Annotated in this window: 17 protein-coding genes and 1 pseudogene; 7 read left to right on the top strand and 11 right to left on the bottom strand. The window is 49.0% G+C overall.

Annotation, left to right across the window (positions count from 1 at the left end; genetic code table 11):
* Window positions 1-367: 367 nt before the first annotated feature.
* The 3 genes from CEK71_RS07010 to CEK71_RS22450 form a co-directional block, all read right to left on the bottom strand.
* Window positions 368-2,755 carry a putative bifunctional diguanylate cyclase/phosphodiesterase gene (locus CEK71_RS07010; protein WP_088618719.1) on the bottom strand — a complete coding sequence of 796 codons (2,388 nt, stop codon included), beginning with the start codon at window positions 2,753-2,755 and terminating at the stop codon, window positions 368-370.
* Between the two features lie 135 nt (window positions 2,756-2,890).
* The gene (locus CEK71_RS07015; protein WP_088618720.1) at window positions 2,891-5,551 is read right to left on the bottom strand and encodes an MMPL family transporter; all 2,661 of its coding nucleotides are present in this window, start codon (window positions 5,549-5,551) and stop codon (window positions 2,891-2,893) included.
* Between the two features lie 161 nt (window positions 5,552-5,712).
* Complete coding sequence (locus tag CEK71_RS22450) at window positions 5,713-5,877, bottom strand: hypothetical protein (RefSeq protein ID WP_157679036.1); 165 nt, start codon at window positions 5,875-5,877, stop codon at window positions 5,713-5,715.
* A 76-nt stretch (window positions 5,878-5,953) separates the two neighbouring features.
* Here CEK71_RS22450 and CEK71_RS23560 point away from each other — a divergent pair, with 76 nt between their 5' ends.
* Window positions 5,954-6,403: a transposase family protein gene (locus CEK71_RS23560; protein WP_088618721.1), complete on the top strand. Its 450-nt coding sequence runs from the start codon at window positions 5,954-5,956 to the stop codon at window positions 6,401-6,403.
* A 13-nt stretch (window positions 6,404-6,416) separates the two neighbouring features.
* Window positions 6,417-6,794, top strand: coding sequence for a transposase family protein (locus CEK71_RS23565; RefSeq protein WP_232463817.1), 378 nt, complete (start codon window positions 6,417-6,419; stop codon window positions 6,792-6,794).
* Between the two features lie 45 nt (window positions 6,795-6,839).
* Here CEK71_RS23565 and CEK71_RS07030 read toward each other — a convergent pair whose 3' ends face one another.
* From CEK71_RS07030 to CEK71_RS07060, 6 genes and pseudogenes are all read right to left on the bottom strand, one after another.
* On the bottom strand, window positions 6,840-8,222 hold the full coding sequence (locus CEK71_RS07030; protein WP_088618723.1) for a tetratricopeptide repeat protein: 1,383 nt from the start codon (window positions 8,220-8,222) through the stop codon (window positions 6,840-6,842).
* A gap of 35 nt (window positions 8,223-8,257) precedes the next feature.
* Window positions 8,258-8,815, bottom strand: a pseudogene (locus CEK71_RS07035) (IS3 family transposase); the annotation flags it as partial.
* Window positions 8,816-8,875: 60 nt separating this feature from the next.
* Window positions 8,876-9,982, bottom strand: a complete 1,107-nt coding sequence (locus CEK71_RS07040; protein ID WP_088618725.1) for a replication initiation factor domain-containing protein — start codon at window positions 9,980-9,982, stop codon at window positions 8,876-8,878.
* On the bottom strand, window positions 9,979-10,272 hold the full coding sequence (locus tag CEK71_RS07045) for a hypothetical protein (protein ID WP_088618726.1): 294 nt from the start codon (window positions 10,270-10,272) through the stop codon (window positions 9,979-9,981). The genes CEK71_RS07040 and CEK71_RS07045 overlap by 4 nt, the downstream gene beginning before the upstream one ends.
* Complete coding sequence (locus CEK71_RS07050) at window positions 10,269-10,511, bottom strand: hypothetical protein (protein ID WP_088618727.1); 243 nt, start codon at window positions 10,509-10,511, stop codon at window positions 10,269-10,271. Before CEK71_RS07050 ends, CEK71_RS07045 begins: the two co-directional genes overlap by 4 nt.
* Before the next feature lie 341 nt (window positions 10,512-10,852).
* A complete protein-coding gene (locus CEK71_RS07060; protein WP_088618729.1) occupies window positions 10,853-11,833 on the bottom strand; it encodes a hypothetical protein in 981 nt (326 codons plus the stop codon).
* 124 nt (window positions 11,834-11,957) lie between these two features.
* Here CEK71_RS07060 and CEK71_RS07065 point away from each other — a divergent pair, with 124 nt between their 5' ends.
* Window positions 11,958-12,302, top strand: a complete 345-nt coding sequence (locus CEK71_RS07065) for a hypothetical protein (RefSeq protein ID WP_088618730.1) — start codon at window positions 11,958-11,960, stop codon at window positions 12,300-12,302.
* A gap of 65 nt (window positions 12,303-12,367) precedes the next feature.
* On the opposite strand, the gene CEK71_RS22460 is transcribed toward CEK71_RS07065, so the two are convergent.
* Entirely contained in the window at window positions 12,368-12,544 is a 177-nt protein-coding gene (locus CEK71_RS22460; protein WP_157679038.1) for a CCDC90 family protein, read from the bottom strand.
* Window positions 12,545-12,735: 191 nt separating this feature from the next.
* Between CEK71_RS22460 and CEK71_RS07070 the strand changes: the two genes are divergently transcribed.
* The 4 genes from CEK71_RS07070 to eutC all read left to right on the top strand — a co-directional run bounded on the left by CEK71_RS07070 (window position 12,736) and on the right by eutC (window position 16,322).
* Window positions 12,736-13,419 carry a retropepsin-like aspartic protease family protein gene (locus tag CEK71_RS07070; protein ID WP_157679040.1) on the top strand — a complete coding sequence of 228 codons (684 nt, stop codon included), beginning with the start codon at window positions 12,736-12,738 and terminating at the stop codon, window positions 13,417-13,419.
* Window positions 13,420-13,508: 89 nt separating this feature from the next.
* A complete protein-coding gene (locus CEK71_RS07075; RefSeq protein ID WP_157679042.1) occupies window positions 13,509-14,084 on the top strand; it encodes a retropepsin-like aspartic protease family protein in 576 nt (191 codons plus the stop codon).
* Window positions 14,085-14,128: 44 nt separating this feature from the next.
* On the top strand, window positions 14,129-15,532 hold the full coding sequence (locus CEK71_RS07080; RefSeq protein WP_088618733.1) for an ethanolamine ammonia-lyase subunit EutB: 1,404 nt from the start codon (window positions 14,129-14,131) through the stop codon (window positions 15,530-15,532).
* Window positions 15,519-16,322, top strand: coding sequence for an ethanolamine ammonia-lyase subunit EutC (gene eutC / locus CEK71_RS07085; RefSeq protein WP_088618734.1), 804 nt, complete (start codon window positions 15,519-15,521; stop codon window positions 16,320-16,322). The genes CEK71_RS07080 and eutC overlap by 14 nt, the downstream gene beginning before the upstream one ends.
* A 108-nt stretch (window positions 16,323-16,430) precedes the next feature.
* On the opposite strand, the gene CEK71_RS07090 is transcribed toward eutC, so the two are convergent.
* Window positions 16,431-17,180 carry a hypothetical protein gene (locus tag CEK71_RS07090; RefSeq protein ID WP_088621530.1) on the bottom strand — a complete coding sequence of 250 codons (750 nt, stop codon included), beginning with the start codon at window positions 17,178-17,180 and terminating at the stop codon, window positions 16,431-16,433.
* Window positions 17,181-17,362 lie beyond the last annotated feature (182 nt).

The raw sequence follows: 17,362 nt of genomic DNA on the forward strand, positions 1-17,362 counted from the left end.
AAAATGCCAAACCCGGCGGATACCGCCTAAGCCTATCCTGTTGGGTTCTTTTGTGCCAGATTGGGGGGTAGGCGGGTAACGCAGTCAATACGCTTTTTAAAGTCATTGCTTGAAATAGGCTGGTGAACGGTGTTTTAGGCGGCAACGCCTAGTAAGAAATACACGCGCAGTTCGACATAGTATATACAAATGAAGGGAAGCAATGCACTCGTTTTAGCAAATTTACCTGAGTACGCAGACACGGCACAGCCTCTCAAAAGCATCGCCAGCCTTTATGGCCACCCCCGCCCTGCGGCAAGGGCTGTGATATAATTCACATTTTTTCAAAAATCTCCGCCGCGTCCAGATACTTAAAGGGCTTTGGCATTTACAAAAGTCCTTTATCAAAAAATCCCGTATCCTGGGACGAAGACGGCAAGGCCTTTCTTTGGCTGCTGGTCAAATGGCGTTGGGCTTCTTTTGCCAGCAAGTTGGTCATGTCTTGCGTCGGCAACGGCTTGCTAAAAAAATAGCCTTGGATGATGTCACAGCCGCGATGGGTCAAATATTCCAATTGCTGCTCCGTCTCCACCCCTTCGGCAATGATTTTTTGCCCCAAAGAATGTCCCATTTCAATAATCGCCGAGGTCAATCGGGCATCTTTCGATTCGACCGTCATTTCCCGAATAAACGATTGGTCTATTTTCAGCACATCAATGGGGAAGCTTTTCAGATACGATAATGACGAATAGCCCGTGCCGAAATCATCTAAAGCAATTTTAATGCCCATTTTCTTCAAACGCTGCAACTGCAACTCAATTTGCTTAATGTCGCCGACCAACATAGATTCGGTGATTTCCAACTCCAAATGCTTGGAATCCAGCTTGGCTTGGGAGAGCGCATCTTCCACCGATTTGAGGAAATTATTATCGGTAAACTGCCGCGCCGAGACGTTAACGGACACCTGTTTTAAAGGATAATCAGCCAGCAACCACTTTTTCATCTGCAAACAGGCGACCTTCATAATCCATTCGCCAATCTCGACAATCAGCCCGGTCTCCTCGGCAATCGAGATAAATTTATCAGGCGGGATCATTTTCGGCGGCTTAGTCGAACCTTGGAACCAGCGGATTAAGACCTCTGCACCAAAAATGGTGCGGCTGGCGGCGTAATATTGGGGCTGGTAGTACAACTGCAATTCATTTTTCTCTAAGGCCTTGCGCAAATCCAGTTCCATCAGCAAACGGTCTTGGGTTGCCGCCGCATAATCTTTTTTGTAAAACTGATAATTATTGCGCCCCTGCTTTTTCGCCTCATACATGGCAATATCGGCATGTTTCAACAGCACCTCGGCGGTCGTGCCGTCGTCGGGATACATAGAAATGCCGACACTCGCCCCGATAAACACTTCGCGGCTTTGGATATGGTACACTTCTGATAATTTATGGATAATCTCCCCGGCAATCATCGAAGCCGAGTACAGCGCCTGTTCATGGGAGGTCTGGTTCAGCAACAACAAAGCAAACTCATCGCCGCTTAACCGCGCCACCACATCATCTTCGCGCATAATCGCGCGTAGCCTGACCGCCGTATCTTTCAGCAAGCTGTTACCCGCATCATGACCTAAAGAATCATTAACGGTTTTAAATCGGTCCAAATCAATAAAGAAAATCACCGCAAAATAGGTTTTATGCTTAACCTCTTTCAAAAACAGGTTGAGGCGGTTAAAAAACACCACCCGGTTCACCAACCCCGTCAAATCATCATAATGGGCGATTTGCATGACCCGTTGCTCGGATTGCTTTTGCGCGGTAATGTCGAACAGCGTCGCAAAATAACTCACCTCTTTGCCTTCCTGGGCAATAGCGATAATATCCAAACGCACCGGCAACAGCTTACCGTTTTTATGCCGACAATTCAGTTCCCCCGACCATAACACTTCCTGCTCATTATTAAAAAAATCGGTACGGATCAGCTCAATTTGGTCATCGATAATCCGCGACATCGGCTGATGGTTGATTTCGTCAAACACATAGCCCGTTAACTGGGTAAAGGCCGGATTAACCCGGTTAATCCTAAACTGGGCATCCAAAAACACAAAACACCAATGGCAGACCTGAAACGCCTGTTCCACCTGACCGAGCTTCGTCTTTTCTGTCTGGTCGACAAAATGTCCGGTGACCAGCAAATACAGACGGTTTTGCATGACATCAAAAACCGGTGTCCTGATAATCTCCAGAATTTCACTCTTATTGTCGAGCCGAGGAATAACCCGCGTTTCCTTAACCTTGCGCCGTAAATGCCAGGCACTTTTATCTTGGATACCGCTCAAGCGTAACGCCCGCGCGTTGCTTTGCGGAAACGCGATCAGTTCGTCATCGGTTTTGCCAATATAATCGACATCCTGCAAATTTAAACTGAGCAGATAAGACCGGCTCGCCCGCAACCAATGCCCATCCCGGTCTTTTAGGCATAAAAAATCGGGGATATGCTCAATGACGCGTAAATAATCCTGGTTTTGCGGCGATAACACAGGCATTTCATAATAAGCCGCCTCTTGCGCCTCTTCATCATTGGCCGCCAGCGCCTCAGCCCGCCATTGCCAAAGATAGCCGATAAAAAACACCATAAATACCGTGCCGTCCAGCCCCAACAAAGCCTCGGCCAGCTCATCTTTATAGGGCACATGCCAATCGGGTACAAAATGCACTATCACCAGATAAGACACATTTGCCAACACCAGCACCAATAAGCATAAAGGTATCTTATAATTCATAAACCCATGATTAACGCATAGCAAGCAATGTTAAATAGATAGCCACAACCGCATTGGCTTGCTAGTAGTTTAAACGCAAATACCGCATAACCCAAGTCCACAATCAATAAGGTTTACCTTTCGTTCCAAAACCCATCATGCCGCCACATCCGTCTCTTTCAAGACCAACTTGCTTAAGACAGGCAAGATGATAAAAGTGCTGAACATAATCCAAAAAATCCCTACTGTAATCACCAAGCCCATACTGGCAATACCTTGGTGACTAGAAAACGCCAAGCCGGCAAAACTGGAGCTAGTGGTCAACGCGCCATAAAACATCGCCCTAGCGGTGCTGGACTGATACATATTTTTCTCTTCAATCGCGGAATGGCGCAATTTTTCCACCATGTGGATACCGTTATCGACCCCAAAACCCAATAACAGCGGCAAGGCGATAATATTGGCGAAATTAATCGGGGTGTGGGTCAGCACCGTGCTGGCCATCGTAAACAAGCCTGCCAACACCAATGGGGTCATAATCAGCAAGGTATCGGTGACATTGCGGCGGATGCTGAACAAGACCAAGGCGATGGTGATTAAGGCAATGGTAATCGCTTCTTGGAATGCCGCCACCACCGCCTTCATAGACTCCCAATATAAAATCGGCAAATCGGTGGTATCAGGCTCTACCGCCTGCACATCGGTGATGAACTGCACCATATTGGCCAATTCGTTCAAATTCTGCTTAGGGAAGATCTGGATACGGTACCAGCCCTCTTTACTTAACCAACGGCTCTTAATATCGTCAGGAATATCCGCCAAGGCAATCCCGCCCGCATCAAAGCTGCCCAGCAACTCATTCATCACTTGCGGTAACGTCCCCATCAGCGCGGTTTGCACCTTATCGACAAACGCATGGCGATAAGGTTGCAAACGCGCGTCGTATTCGGTCAACATATCCTGCAATTCATCTCTGAACCCCGTCAAGATGGCAATTTCTTGCGGGTCGGTCTTTTTCGGCAACACAGCCGCCAAAGAGGTCAGCAAATGCCGGATTGCCGGCACCGGGTTATTGTCCATATTCAACGGCGGAAACTCGCGGGTCTGTATGCCCATGGTCAACGCCATGTCCTCAATCAGCGCCAGCTTATCGTCCTGATCGGTCGGCTGGAAATCAAACAGGCTGATGGTTTTGTCAACCGTCGCCAGCGTCGCCAGCTTTTTTTGCACAGCCTTGGCCTTGTCCGCATCCTTCACCAACACCGTCAGCGTCATCGGCGTGGTTTCCTTATCTTGGGTCAGGCGCTTAAAGGCAATGACCGATTCGGTATTAGGGTCACGCAGATTAATCGGGTTAAAATCGGTCTGCACTTGCGGCACCAAAAATGCCGCCCCGACCGCCAACATCGCCACCAACAACGCAATCGGCTTGGCATAACGCATGGTTAACGCCGCTATCTTAGACGGCAAACGCTCAAACCCTGAGGGTACTTTAACGGTAGGGGTAGCCGATACAGTCATCGGAATCAGCTTTAATAGCACGGGCAAAACGATCAGCGTCACCAGCAGACAGATAAACAAACTGGTTCCCGCCAACAGCCCCAATTCCGACACGCCCTGATAATCGGTCGGGATAAACGCATACAAGCCTATCGCGGTCGTGCCTGCGCACAGCAGCAACGACGGGCTAGTCGAGGTTAAGGTGCTGATAATCGCCCTATCTTTATTAATATGATGGTTGATGTTATCGCGGTAGCGCAAACAAAAATGGATGGCATACTCGACCCCCAAACCGATGTTCGACACCGCAAACGCCACCGAAATCAAATTCAGCTCCCGCACCGCCGCTGCCGCAAACGCCCCGCACAACACCATGCCTAAAGCCAAGGTCACTAACGTCGCCAAGGTCAAATACACCGAGCGGTAAGCCACCAACAAAATCCCCAGCACCACCACCACCGAAAACAAGCTGGCGTTAAACGTCCCGGTGCTAATGCCGGACAACTCGTCATCCTCCAGCCCCACCTCACCGCTGAGCCACACCTTCACTTCCGGCAAATCGGCCTCTTGGATTTGCGCCACCGCTTTGCGCACCGAATTGATCGCCTCCTCCGCCGGACGGATGCGGGCATAATCAAACTTAGGCCGGACAATAATAAAACTGTTTTTGGAGGTGACTTTCTTGCTGTTGGTGATCAGCTCTTCCCACGATAACAAAGCCTTGTCGCCGTTCATGGTCTGATGCAACGCCGCCGAGACTTTTTTCAGCATCGCGGGCAAATCCATCGGCACCGGGCCATTATCGCCTGTTGCCGTCAGCGCGTCGTCAATAATGGAAAAAAAGCCCGACAAATGGGTTTCCTGATAAATCCGCCCGATAAACGGCTGCGCCTCGGACAAAGTCTCCGACAAATCCTGCAAATCCGCCTTATCCAGATACAGCAAGCCATTACGGCGGAAAAACGGGTTATCGTTCGGGGTGTAGACCGACTCAAAATTGACCTTATCGGCGTTTAACAAACGGCTTAAGCGTTGGGTCGCCGATTTGGTCAACTCCGGGGTACTCGATTCCACCACCAGCAGCAACGTGCGGATGTCTTGGGGAAATGCCTGCTCAAACCGACGGCTGGTTTTTTGGAACGGCGCATCCGGCGCGACCAGCTCGGTGGTGTCGGTATTGATGCTGAGGTTATTGGCGGTATAGACAAATGCGAAGCCTACCGTCACGCAGACGACGAGTAAGATAAGCAAGGGATGGGCAACACTCCACTTCCCCCAACGGGACAATAAGTGTTCACTTTGGCTGGTAAATGACATATCGGACAGTTTGAGTTTCAGAAACGGATTAGAATAGCCGAAATTGGCAATGGGCGTTAAAGAATCTTGTGGGGTGGGGGTGATTTGGGGGGTTAGCCCTGTTTTTTACTTATAAGTCCATGACAAACCGCCATAAGCATGACAATATTTTAACCCACCCGTCATTCCGGCATACCCATAGGGCATAAAGGAATAGCCGAAATGACGGGGATACATAAAGATACCGTCACGCATTGAGCGACACGGAATGGAGTGCAATGGTCTTTAGCCATTGCACGAGGCAACATATAGCCTGTGGTTTGCTTAGCGACGACGCTATTAGACATCTTTCCTAAATGTTGCTGACTATATAAGCGTTGACAGGTTAAAATACCAAGCTTTATCCTGACCCGCGAAAAAGCCATGAAACCGTATGCCCAGCTACCCACCGACAACCCCGAAGAATACAAACGCCTTGTCGGGTTGTCAAAAGAAGATTTCCAGCACCTCAACGGCAAGCTGTGCGTTTACATCGGCGAACAAAAAGCCCTCAGCCCGTTGACAAGGCGAGGCCGGAAAGACTCCAAACTGACCACGGAAGACCGCCTGTTGCTGACCCTCTATTACCTCCGCCACTATCCGACCCTGATAAATTTGGGGGCGGTTTTTGGCATTAGCGAATCGTATTGCCATAAGGTGTATTCGCGCACGGCCAGGATGTTGGCCAAAATTGAGAAGCTCCCCAACCGTAAGGCATTGCTGGAAGAGGGGCAGTCCGCCACCCTGATCATTGACGCGTCGGAGCAGCGCATCGAACGCCCCGTAAAAGGCCAAAAAGACTTCTACTCAGGAAAAAAAAAGCCACACGGTTAAGGCGCAGCTCATCATTTGCGCGTTGACGCTCTCCATCCTCTCGGTCGTGGTCGGCAAAGGCAGTCAACATGATTTTTCGGTCTTCAAAGGATGCCGCCTGTTGCTGCACCCCGACGCCCTGCTGTTGGCAGATTCGGGATACCAAGGGATGCACGGCCTCCACCAAAATTCGGTATTGCCCGTCAAGAAACAAAAAGGCAAACCGCTTTCTGCGGAGGACAAAGCCCATAACAAAGCCCTTTCAAAACAGCGGGTTTTCATTGAGCATGTCAACCGCCGCTGCAAAATTTTCAGGATTGTCAAGGACGTTTACCGGGGCAAACACAAAAACTACTCCCTGACATGGAGCCTGGTGGCTGCACTGGTTAACCTGAGATATGGCAACATTTAGGAAAGATGTCTATTAAGTACGCCCATATTATGCCCCCTACTGCGCTTAGCTTAACTGCTCCCAATAATCCAACCCCTCACCGCCCAAGCCTTTAGCCAAGCCCTCCAAAGCCTGCAACACTTGGGCCAAACCAATCTGTTTAGCAATACGATAAGCCGTTAACCAAGCCACCAAAGCTTGTTGCTGTTCATCATTTTGCCAATGGATATGCCCCATATTAAACAAAGTCCTACATTCACCCGCACTATCGCCGATGGCTTGCCGGATTTGCAACGATTGCTCCAAGTAGCGCAAGGCGGTGCCGTAGTCGCCTTGGGCATCGTAGATCTGAGAAATGTTGTTGAGCGTCGTGCCTTCGCCGGATTTGTCGCCGATGGCTTGCCGGATGTGCAGCGCTTGCTCCAAGTAGCGCAAGGCGGTGTCGTAGTCGCCTTGGGCATCGTAAATTTGGGAAATGTTATTGAGCGTCGTGCCTTCGCCGGATTTGTCGCCGATGGCTTGCTGGATTTGTAGCGCTTGCTCCAAGTAGCGCAAGGCGGTGACGTAGTCGCCTTGGGCGTGTGCAGTTGCGGCAAGGTTATTGAGCGTCGCGCCTTCGCCGGATTTGTCGCCGATGGCTTGCCGGATTTGCAGCGATTGCTCCAAGTAGCGTAAGGCGGTGCCGTAGTCGCCTTGCGCGAGTGCGGTTGTGGCAAGGTTATTGAGCGTCGCGCCTTCGCCGGATTTGTCGCCGATGGCTTGCAGGATTTGCAACGATTGCTCCAAGTAGCGCAAGGCGGTGCCGTAGTCGCCTTGGGCATTGTAAATCTGGGAAATGTTATTGAGCGTCGCGCCTTCGCCTTGTTTGTTACCGAGTTCGCGGTCAATGGGCAATGCTTGTTCATAATACGCCAAGGCAGTCGCATAATCGCCCCGCAAGTCCTGAATCAAAGCCATTTGGTTATAAACAAAGCTCTCGCCTTTTCTGTCGCCTAACGCTTGACGTATCGGTAACAGAGCTTCATACAAGCCTTTGGCTTCATCATAACGGCACAACTTATATAAGCGATTAGCCAAAGCCCCCGTCACTGGCGAATAAATAGGCAGTTGCCCGCCCAGCTTGGCGATTCGGCTCAGTTCCCAAACCTCTTCAAGGCGAATGGCATAATCACTCTCCCACCACAGCTCATACACGCACTCCGCCGCCAAGCGATAAACCGCCTGTTGCTCCTCGGCATCCAAAATATCCGCCACCAACGGCACCAGCAAGCGCGAGACATACACCCCATCCGCCACCGTTTCCACCAAGCCTACCGCAATAGCGGCCTGTAAATGGCGGTCAACATCCGCCCCCTCCATCACCGCCCCTAACAAAGCTTTTGGCACAAATGCCTCGAACAAGGCCAAGCAGGCAATAAGCTGGCGGGTGTCGGCGTGTTGGTAGTCCAATAAGGTGATGTGTCAACACTTTTCCGGACACATGGTTAAGCAGCCATTTGCTGCAATTCGTAGTCTACAGGCGACAAATAGCCATTGGCTGAATGCCGCCGCTCTCTGTTGTAAAAGACCTCAATATATTCAAACACAGCCTGTTTTGCCGTAGAACGCGTTTGATAAGTCTCATGGTGTATCAGTTCGGTTTTGAGCGTATGGAAGAAGCTTTCTGATACGGCATTATCCCAGCAATTACCCTTACGACTCATACTCTGGCTGATACTGTGTTGCTTTAACAGCGCACGGTGGCTTTCCGACGCATATTGGCTGCCCCGATCCGTATGCCATAACAAACCTTTGTCGGGTTTCCGCTTCCAAATAGCCATTAACAGGGCATCGTTGACGAGCTTGGTGCGCATATGTTCCGCCATTGACCAACCGACCACTTGCCGTGAATACAGATCAATCACGACAGCCAAATACAACCAGCCTTCTTGGGTATGAATATAGGTAATATCGCCAACATAGACTTGATCGGGTTGACCCACCTTAAATTTACGATCCAGAAGGTTCGGTGAAATGGGCTTATCATGTTTAGAATCAGTGGTTGGCCAGCTTGACGGCTGACTCTCTAAATTCGGCGCTATAGGTTTTGGCTTTTTCTTGGCTCATAGTAGGATCACACTCTTTTCAGGATATTTTAAATTGTGTGTCCGGTTTAGTGTAGCCACATCATGGTAGCCTTTGGCGAGTTGAAGGCCTTTTTCGTAGATACGCAGGTAACGGCCTGATTGCCTAGAGCCTATATAGAGGGTTCTGCCTTTGCCGTTGGGCTTTTCCCAGTTACCGTGACATTCAACTTCGGGAGGGCAACCGCGACCGTTAAACAGCCCTGCCCTATACATTTCCAGATAATCGTTTAGTGACACTTCGCTGTTAAAGCTGTCATGGGCAAGGTCTACGCGGGTTATCTTGGCATCGGGTATGTTTTGGAGGAACCGCTTCAAACGCAATTCCCAACCGACTTTTGCGGACATAAGGCCTTGACCTTTAACGGTTACAAGTACAGTGCCGTTTTGTCCGCCTATGCAGACTATGCCCCAGCCGTTAAAGCCGAGGTCATAGGAATGATGGTAGAAGTTAAGGCCACTTTCGCGTTTGCGGGTGATGCCATAGCCGAAAATGTCATGAAGATGCAGGGATAACGCCGTAATGTAGTCCTCATCACCGAGGGCAGGATGTCCGGTGTTCAGTTCGATAGGGAACAAATCGGCTTTGAAGGTGAAGTTGACCCAATCAACAAAAGAATGCTTCACATCTTTGCTTTTATCGGGCAACGGGATAGAAACCGCCTGATATTTGCCTTTTCCCATGGCAACCAATTTAAGTTTTTCCAGGGCCTCAAAACTAGGCAAGCCTGAATAGCCATCCTGTGACTTCACCCCCCTGTTAGTAAGGGGGGTGGGGGCGAGGCCGCACAAAGCCGCCGCTGGCGCGTCGGCTGTTTGTGCGGCCTCGCCCACCCCTTGGGCAGGGTTTGCGGTAGAATCCGCTTTGGCCTTTATGGCTTGCCCGTGTTGCGCCTGCATTTCTTCAAGGGAATGGACTTGGGCATTAGACAACAACAGGCGTTGCCGGACTTTTTCTTGTTCGGTCAATACGAAAGGCGGCAGTATTTTGTCTTGGAGGCGTTGGGGCAACCTGTAGAAACCTTCATCTAGTGTGACGGCATCTTGAAAGCGGTTTTCAATAAAGCTAGAAGCGCCTAAAGTCATGGCTTGATACCCACTGGTTTAACTTGAGGAGCATCAGAAGGACAGCCCTCATCACCTTGCGGAACAGCCAAGTTACCCAACGGTGAGGTTTGATGACGCGGAAAATCCATATTAGAACTCGACAACATAATAGGAAGATCGATATCAGGATTCCAGTAAAGAATATGAATAAGGTCACTATATATCTCCCAATATTGGTCAAAATCCAACAGGGTGGCAGAGTTTGAATAAATGTAGGCGGCGAAGGTGGTCACGTCGGAGGGTTTTTGTAGGGGCTGTATCGGCATCATTCACCGTCCTTAAAAAGGGCATCGACTTTGTCTAAAGAATCAATGAGTGCCGCGCGGACAAGACCGGACTTGGTAATGCCCAGAACTTGGCAAGCGGCATCAAGACGGGCAGAGAGGCCGGAAGAAATGACCACGCCGATCTGCAAAGTGCCGCCAGCGTCTTTGTCGGCTTCTTCAAGCGCAAGCTGAACCTTTTTAATGCGTACGGCTTGAACGTAGGATGTAATCAAGTCATCCATGGGAAGCCCCCTCAAGCGGCGAGCGGCCTAGATTATTAAAACCAGAATCCATTGGGATACCGCAGTATTTACAATTGACGGTGTAAATAATCATGACACACCCGCCAAAGATACCAAATAATCAACAATGGCGAGAAGCGGCCAACCAAAAACACATAAATAAATAAAATACTTAAAGTTGCGCCTAAAATAGGGGTGATGATAAATATGATCAACAAAAATAAGGAAATTGCACCATGTAAGCGGACGCTTGAAAAATGCCCGCCAACAGTCAATATGAACCAAGAGCATCAAAACGACGGCGAAGGCTTCCAAGAAATAAACAAATTGGGAAAGCAACATCATAACGCCGCCTTAATCTTTAAAAAACAAGACTGGCAAAGTGAAGAAATATCGGACAAAGGAGAAAACACCCCGTATTCATCCCCCAAGATAGAAATACAAAGCTTGTCTATCCCGAAAAGCATAACGACTAAAGATGCCGCCGCCATCGCAAAAGGATGACCGACGGCGAGCGCGACGGAGGAGCCGATTAAACAAAGTGAGACGAAGAAAGCTAAGGGCTGAAAACCCGCCCCGGCTTCGTGAAACCGAAATTGATCAACCAAGGTTGAATAACCGTTAATAATATTGATGGTTTTAGCAGGTACTGTGTCAGCCAATAAATCTTTAATCGCTGAAAACGCAACCAGCGCGGAATGTTGGGCAACAAAAAACGCCTCGTAAGTTTCTGACTCATCAGCTTGATTCAGAAAAAGTTCGTAAAGGTTAAAGACCGTTTGTTTTATGCGCTCTTCATCCAACGCTACAGAAACGTCAGTTTTGACATCAGGTAACGTTAAGCCGTCGGCTAAAATTTCCCGTGCTATGATATTTGCCAAAGATGTGGCGCATTCTTGCTCATTAACGAGCATGAAAGGCAACTGTTCGGCAATCTCGGACAAAATGGCATTGACCAGAACCTGCACGGAATCGACGACCGCCTCAGGATAGGTTTTTATGATGCGCAGGGCGATTTTATAGACGTAATCGGGGGCGACAATGCCGACCGAAACGGGTAGGCGTTGCATTTCAACACTAACAACACGCAGGATGCTTTCGTAACGTTTGGCCAATTCGACTTCGACTAAGCAAACAAAGGGATTGTTGCCTTGGGAGTCGATTGTCCAAATCAGTTGAAGAGTGGGGGCTGTTGATAGCTGGAAGTCAAAAGGTGTGCTGGCTGAAAAATCCGACGCTATGGAGCCAGCACAGGCAAGCGCGTCTAAAACTGTTGAGGTGGGGGCGGTACTGCTTTGGGCTTTATCGGTCTGTAGGTTCATTGGCTTGCCTTCAATGATGATTTAAAAATGGTCGTATAGAAACCAACCGTCATACACAGACTAACCTTGCATCAAATCAATGTCAAGAATATAGTCGTATAGAAACCAACTAGGAAATTCAAAAATGAAAACCGTCATTGACTACATAGATGATTTAAAAGAAAAAACAGGAAGCGATTACAAAACAGCAAAACTGTTAAAAATAGATAAAGGGTCGCTATCAGTAATCAGAAGCAAAGGAAGAATGGCAGACGAAACGGCAATAAAAGTAGCGGAAGCCTTGGGAGTAGACGAGACAGAGGTACTGATAGCGGCGGCGGTCGCCAGAAGCGACGGAAAGGTGCTTAGCGCGTGGTTGAAGATTTCCAAAGCCGTCGGAGCGGCGGCTAGTTTTTTTATTTTAATTCAAAGCGTTAACTATGTTTTGTGGGGGCTGGAGCTGCAAAAAATGCATATTATGTTAAATTAAAGACAGAACCCGATTTAACCGCGCCAGAGACTGCCAGGAATACGGTACGCTCTGCCCTACGTTTTTCAGATCACGTTCGGCGGCATAGTGTCCAACTCATAATATTGATGCCGTACCTGTTCCACTATGTGGTTGACCATAGCCTTTTGCAGGTCAAGCAGAACTTCCGCCTGTGCCTCGCTAAAACCTGCCGGCTTAAGTTCAGTAAAAACTTTATGGGTGTCGAAGAATACTATAGCCATTTTTTCCTCATTTCATAAATTCAATCACTTAGCAGCAGTTTATCAAGCAAGATTTGATGGGGCAATAAAGGAATATAGGCTTTGCGGCTATATTCCATCGGCAATAGCGTTTATTTTATCGCCAAGGGGTTTAATAAAATCCCATAATGATCTAAGCTTATAATAAGCAAACCTAATATAAGGTAATGGATATGAAGTTTTTAGCAAAATTGCTTGCCCAGACTGTTGGCGTAGGCCTTGGGGTGTTCTGTGCAATATTGGTTTCTAAGTCTATAGAAGTTAAGGATATTAAAGAAAATACCTTAATAAGCTACATAGCCGATAAGCTCCAACCCGATGCCGACAGTAAGGACGATAAAAAGCCTAAACTGCCTGAATTTAAGCCAGTTGATGAAGGCGTTGAAGTGACAGGCGGGGTTTTGCTCAACGCCGATGGCCAAGGCCATTATAGGGGTAGAGCGGTCATTAATGGTGTCACTATGCCCTTTTTGCTGGATACCGGAGCCACCTCAGTGACCGTGCCTATTGAATTGGCCAGAGCCGCCAATATGCCTATTGGCGAGATCAGGCGAATGCTGACGGCTAACGGCGAAACTTATGGCGTGGGCTCTACGATTAAAGAAATGAAGCTAGGCAAGGCGCTGTTAAAAAATATCGATGCGACCGTCAGTTATTCGCTGGACGAAGTGCTAATGGGCATGACGGCCTTAAAGATGTTCAATGTTAAAATTGAAAACGGCACGATGAGGCTAACGGCGAAAAAAGGTTATAATACCGACTTGACCGTCAGTGAGGGTGACTCAGTAACGAAATGGAAGAAAAATCGGGTCTGTAATGCCGATGGCGAAGAGTGCCGGACAACCTATAGCGAATGAGTTTTTGGCTATTTTCCAATCTCATTAAAAGATTGTGCCACATAGCCTGCACTTTGCGCCCCAACTGCCAGTTTAAAAAAGGTACTGTTATGAGTTCTTGGACAAAATTAAGCCAAGGTATGGTGGCGTTTTTGATGCTCTTAGGCGTGTTGCATACTGTCGATTACCGCCAAGCGATAGGCCCGTTTATCGGGCAGCACTGCGAATTAGACCAAAAAGACATTGTTATCCACGGCGATAATAAAGGCCATTTCAGGGGTCGGGCATTGATTAATGGGGTCAGTATGCCCTTTTTGATTGATACCGGAGCGACCACTACCGCCATACCCAGCAAATTAGCCAAGGAAGCGAAGTTGCCGATAGGCGAATCCGGCATGGTCAGTACCGCTAATGGTCTGGCGGAAGTGCATGAGACGGAAATAAAAGAATTGAAATTGGGTAACGCCATTATCAAAAATACTGAAGCCAGTATTAGCGATAATTTGGACGAGGTGCTGATCGGCATGACCGCCCTGAAACATTTTCAGGTGCGTTTTGAGGAAAATACCTTAATACTGATCGCCAATAAAGGCTATGGTGTCGACATCGCGGCAGAGAAAACCTGGAAAAAGAATGTGGTATGCAATAGCGAAGGCAATGACTGCAAAACCAGTTACAGCCATTGACAGGATAAGCCCCCTGCCCCGCTGGCTTAAGCTTAGGATGGCCGATGCGTTATAAGATACAAACGGCAAACCTGTCTTATGATTTTAAATCCTTGCGCAACCTGATGGCGAAAGCCACGCCGCCGCGTTCCGGTGATTATTTGGCCGGCGTAGCGGCAGTTAACCATCTGGAGCGGGTGGCGGCGCAATGGGTGTTGGCGGACGTGCCGTTAAAGCAGTTTTTAAACGAAGCCTTAGTGCCCTATGAACAGGACGAAGTGACGCGCCTGATTATCGACAGCCATAACGCGTCGGCCTTCGCGCCAGTCAGTCATTTAACGGTCGGAGATTTCCGCAATTGGTTGCTGTCAGAACAAGCGACAACCAAAGCGTTAACCGCCCTCGCCCCTGGCCTGACCCCTGAGATGGTCGCGGCAGTATCAAAAATCATGCGGATTCAGGATTTGATTCTGGTGGCGAAAAAATGCCGTGTAGTTACCCGTTTCCGTGGCACTATCGGCTTGGCTGGCCGCCTGTCCACGCGCTTGCAACCCAATCACCCGACCGATAATGCCGCCGGAGTGGCCGCCAGCCTGTTAGACGGGTTGCTGTACGGCTGCGGCGATGCGGTGATCGGCATCAACCCGGCCTCGGATAATTTGCAGGCCACCACGCGCTTATTGCATTTGCTGAATGATGTTATTGAGCGTTATCAAATCCCCACCCAAGCCTGCGTCTTGGCGCATGTCACCACGACGTTAAACGCTATGGCGCAAGGTACGCCAGTCGATTTGGTGTTCCAATCCATTGCAGGTACTGAAAAAGCCAATGACAGTTTCGGCATCAATCTAACCCTGCTCGATGAAGCCCATCAAGCCGCTTTGGCGTTACAGCGCGGCACAGTCGGCACTAACTGCATGTATTTTGAAACTGGCCAAGGCAGTGCCTTATCCGCCAATGCCCATTTAGGCCTAGACCAACAAACTTGTGAAGCGCGGGCTTATGCGGTGGCGCGGCGTTTTCAGCCTTTATTGGTCAATACCGTAGTCGGCTTTATCGGCCCCGAATACCTGTATGACGGTAAGCAGATTATCCGTGCGGGTTTGGAAGACCATTTCTGCGGCAAACTGTTAGGCCTGCCGATGGGTTGCGATGTTTGCTATACCAATCACGCCGAAGCGGATCAAGATGATATGGACATACTGCTGACCCAGTTCGCGGTGGCGGGCGGCACATTTATCATGGGTGTGCCGGGGGCGGATGATGTCATGCTCAATTATCAGTCCACGTCTTTCCATGACGCGTTGTATTTACGGCAGGTGTTAGACCTGCGCCCTGCCCCCGAATTTGAGCAATGGCTGCAAAACCAACAGATTTTTACTGGCGATAACCGTCTGCCCAATCACCGCGATATCCCCGCGCTGTTTAAACCCACTTTAGAAAAACTCGGCGGCTATGGCAGTGAATAAACCCGAACAACCCATAGCACCGCCAGACCCATGGCAGACCTTACGCGAGTTTACCCCGGCGCGTATCGGCCTAGGCCGTGCGGGTATGAGCCTGCCCACCCAAGCCAGCTTAGATTTTCAGTTAGCCCATGCCTTAGCGCGTGATGCAGTCAATATCCCCTTAGATTTTACCCATCTGGCCGAGGCTTTGGCGGCGCGGGGCTTAGCATCGTTGACCTTGGCAAGCCAGGCGGACAACCAGCGCCTGTATTTACAGCGTCCTGATTTAGGGCGTTTATTGGCGGAGTCGGCGGCAGAGACGTTACGCCGCCACACCACTCACCAAGCCGATGCCGTCATTGTGGTGGCGGATGGTTTATCGTCAAAAGCCATTGCCTGTCATGCGGAAAATTTTTTAGCCCTGCTGTTGCCGGCCTTGCAAAGCTATGCCCTACCCCCGGTGTGTCTGGTCAGGCATGGTCGGGTCGCTATCGGCGATGCCATCGCCGAGCAGTTTGCCGCCCGATTATGTATCCTCTTAATCGGCGAACGCCCCGGCCTAAGTTCGCCGGACAGTATGGGAATTTATTTTACCTATCGCCCCCGTGCCGGTATCAGTACCGATGCCGACCGCAATTGCATTTCCAACATCCATCACAATGGCTTAAGCTACGCACAAGCCGTGCAAAAGTTGTTGTTTTTAATCAAAGAAGCGGAGCAGCGCCAGCTTTCGGGGGTGGAATTAAAAGACGGGACGGTCGAGGCGGTGCTGGACAACCAGCAAGCGTCAGGGTGTTTTTTATTGGGGTGACGAACAGACACTCACTTGGGCGGCTTATAAACAAAGCCCCCTCCTGAGGGATTGGAGGGGGCCATATATTTCATTGGGTCGCTTAAGCTTGCCAATTTTTACACAAACTTAAGTCAATGAGACAAACACCACAGAAACGCCTGTATAATTTACGCCAGTATCTGGGAATCTCATATCGTAAATTAAAGCGCCGCTTGCCGTATAGTTATACAGATTGTTTGCCGATGCCAAATAGACATTGCCTGACTTACCGGCAGCTATGCTGCTTATGCTAAACCCTGTATTGCAGTAGGACAACTGATTCAAATTCAGATCGCGTACAGTGAACCCTAACTGGGAACCGTTGTAGGAAGCATAAACTTTATCGCCAAGAACGGTCACATCGGTATAGTTTATCGTGTTAATGGGGAAGACCATATCGTAAATCAGCGCCCCATTTGTTCCATAATGGTAGATATGGTTTCCGGAAGCCAGATAAAGGTCATTATTCGTTCCGGCGGCGATGCCGCTGGTAACAAATGGTGTGGCAAACCATGAAAGCTGGTTAAGGTTCAAATCACGGACTGTCACGCCCACTTGTGAGCCGGAATACGAAGCATAAACATGGTCTACGGTGACGGTAATGCTTGTATAATTGATTCCCGCATCTGGAAAAGTCATCGTGTTAATCAAAGTGCCATCTGCTTTGTAATGGTAAATACGATTGGCCGAGGTCAGATATAAATCACCGTTCGCCCCTGCCGCGATGCTGTTGATATTAAAGCCAGTGTTACAAAAAGACAATTGGTTTAAGTTTAAGTCGCGTACGGTAAAGCCTTTTTGTGAGCCATTGTATGATGCATATACATTGTTAGTCATTTTAAACGCCTTTGAAAAAGTTAAACGCATTGCAGGCCATTATTTTTATAATAACCCAAGAAAACATTACCCATATTATCGGTAATGCGGAAGGTGCATCCATGCCTGTACGCCATATAAACTTTTGTATTTCCAAGCCAGTTTAAAGGCGCACTCATTCATAGAAGTCATTGAAATTTAAT

Origin of the sequence: Methylovulum psychrotolerans, from assembly GCF_002209385.1 — a bacterium.
Taxonomy (GTDB): Bacteria; Pseudomonadota; Gammaproteobacteria; order Methylococcales; family Methylomonadaceae; genus Methylovulum; species Methylovulum psychrotolerans.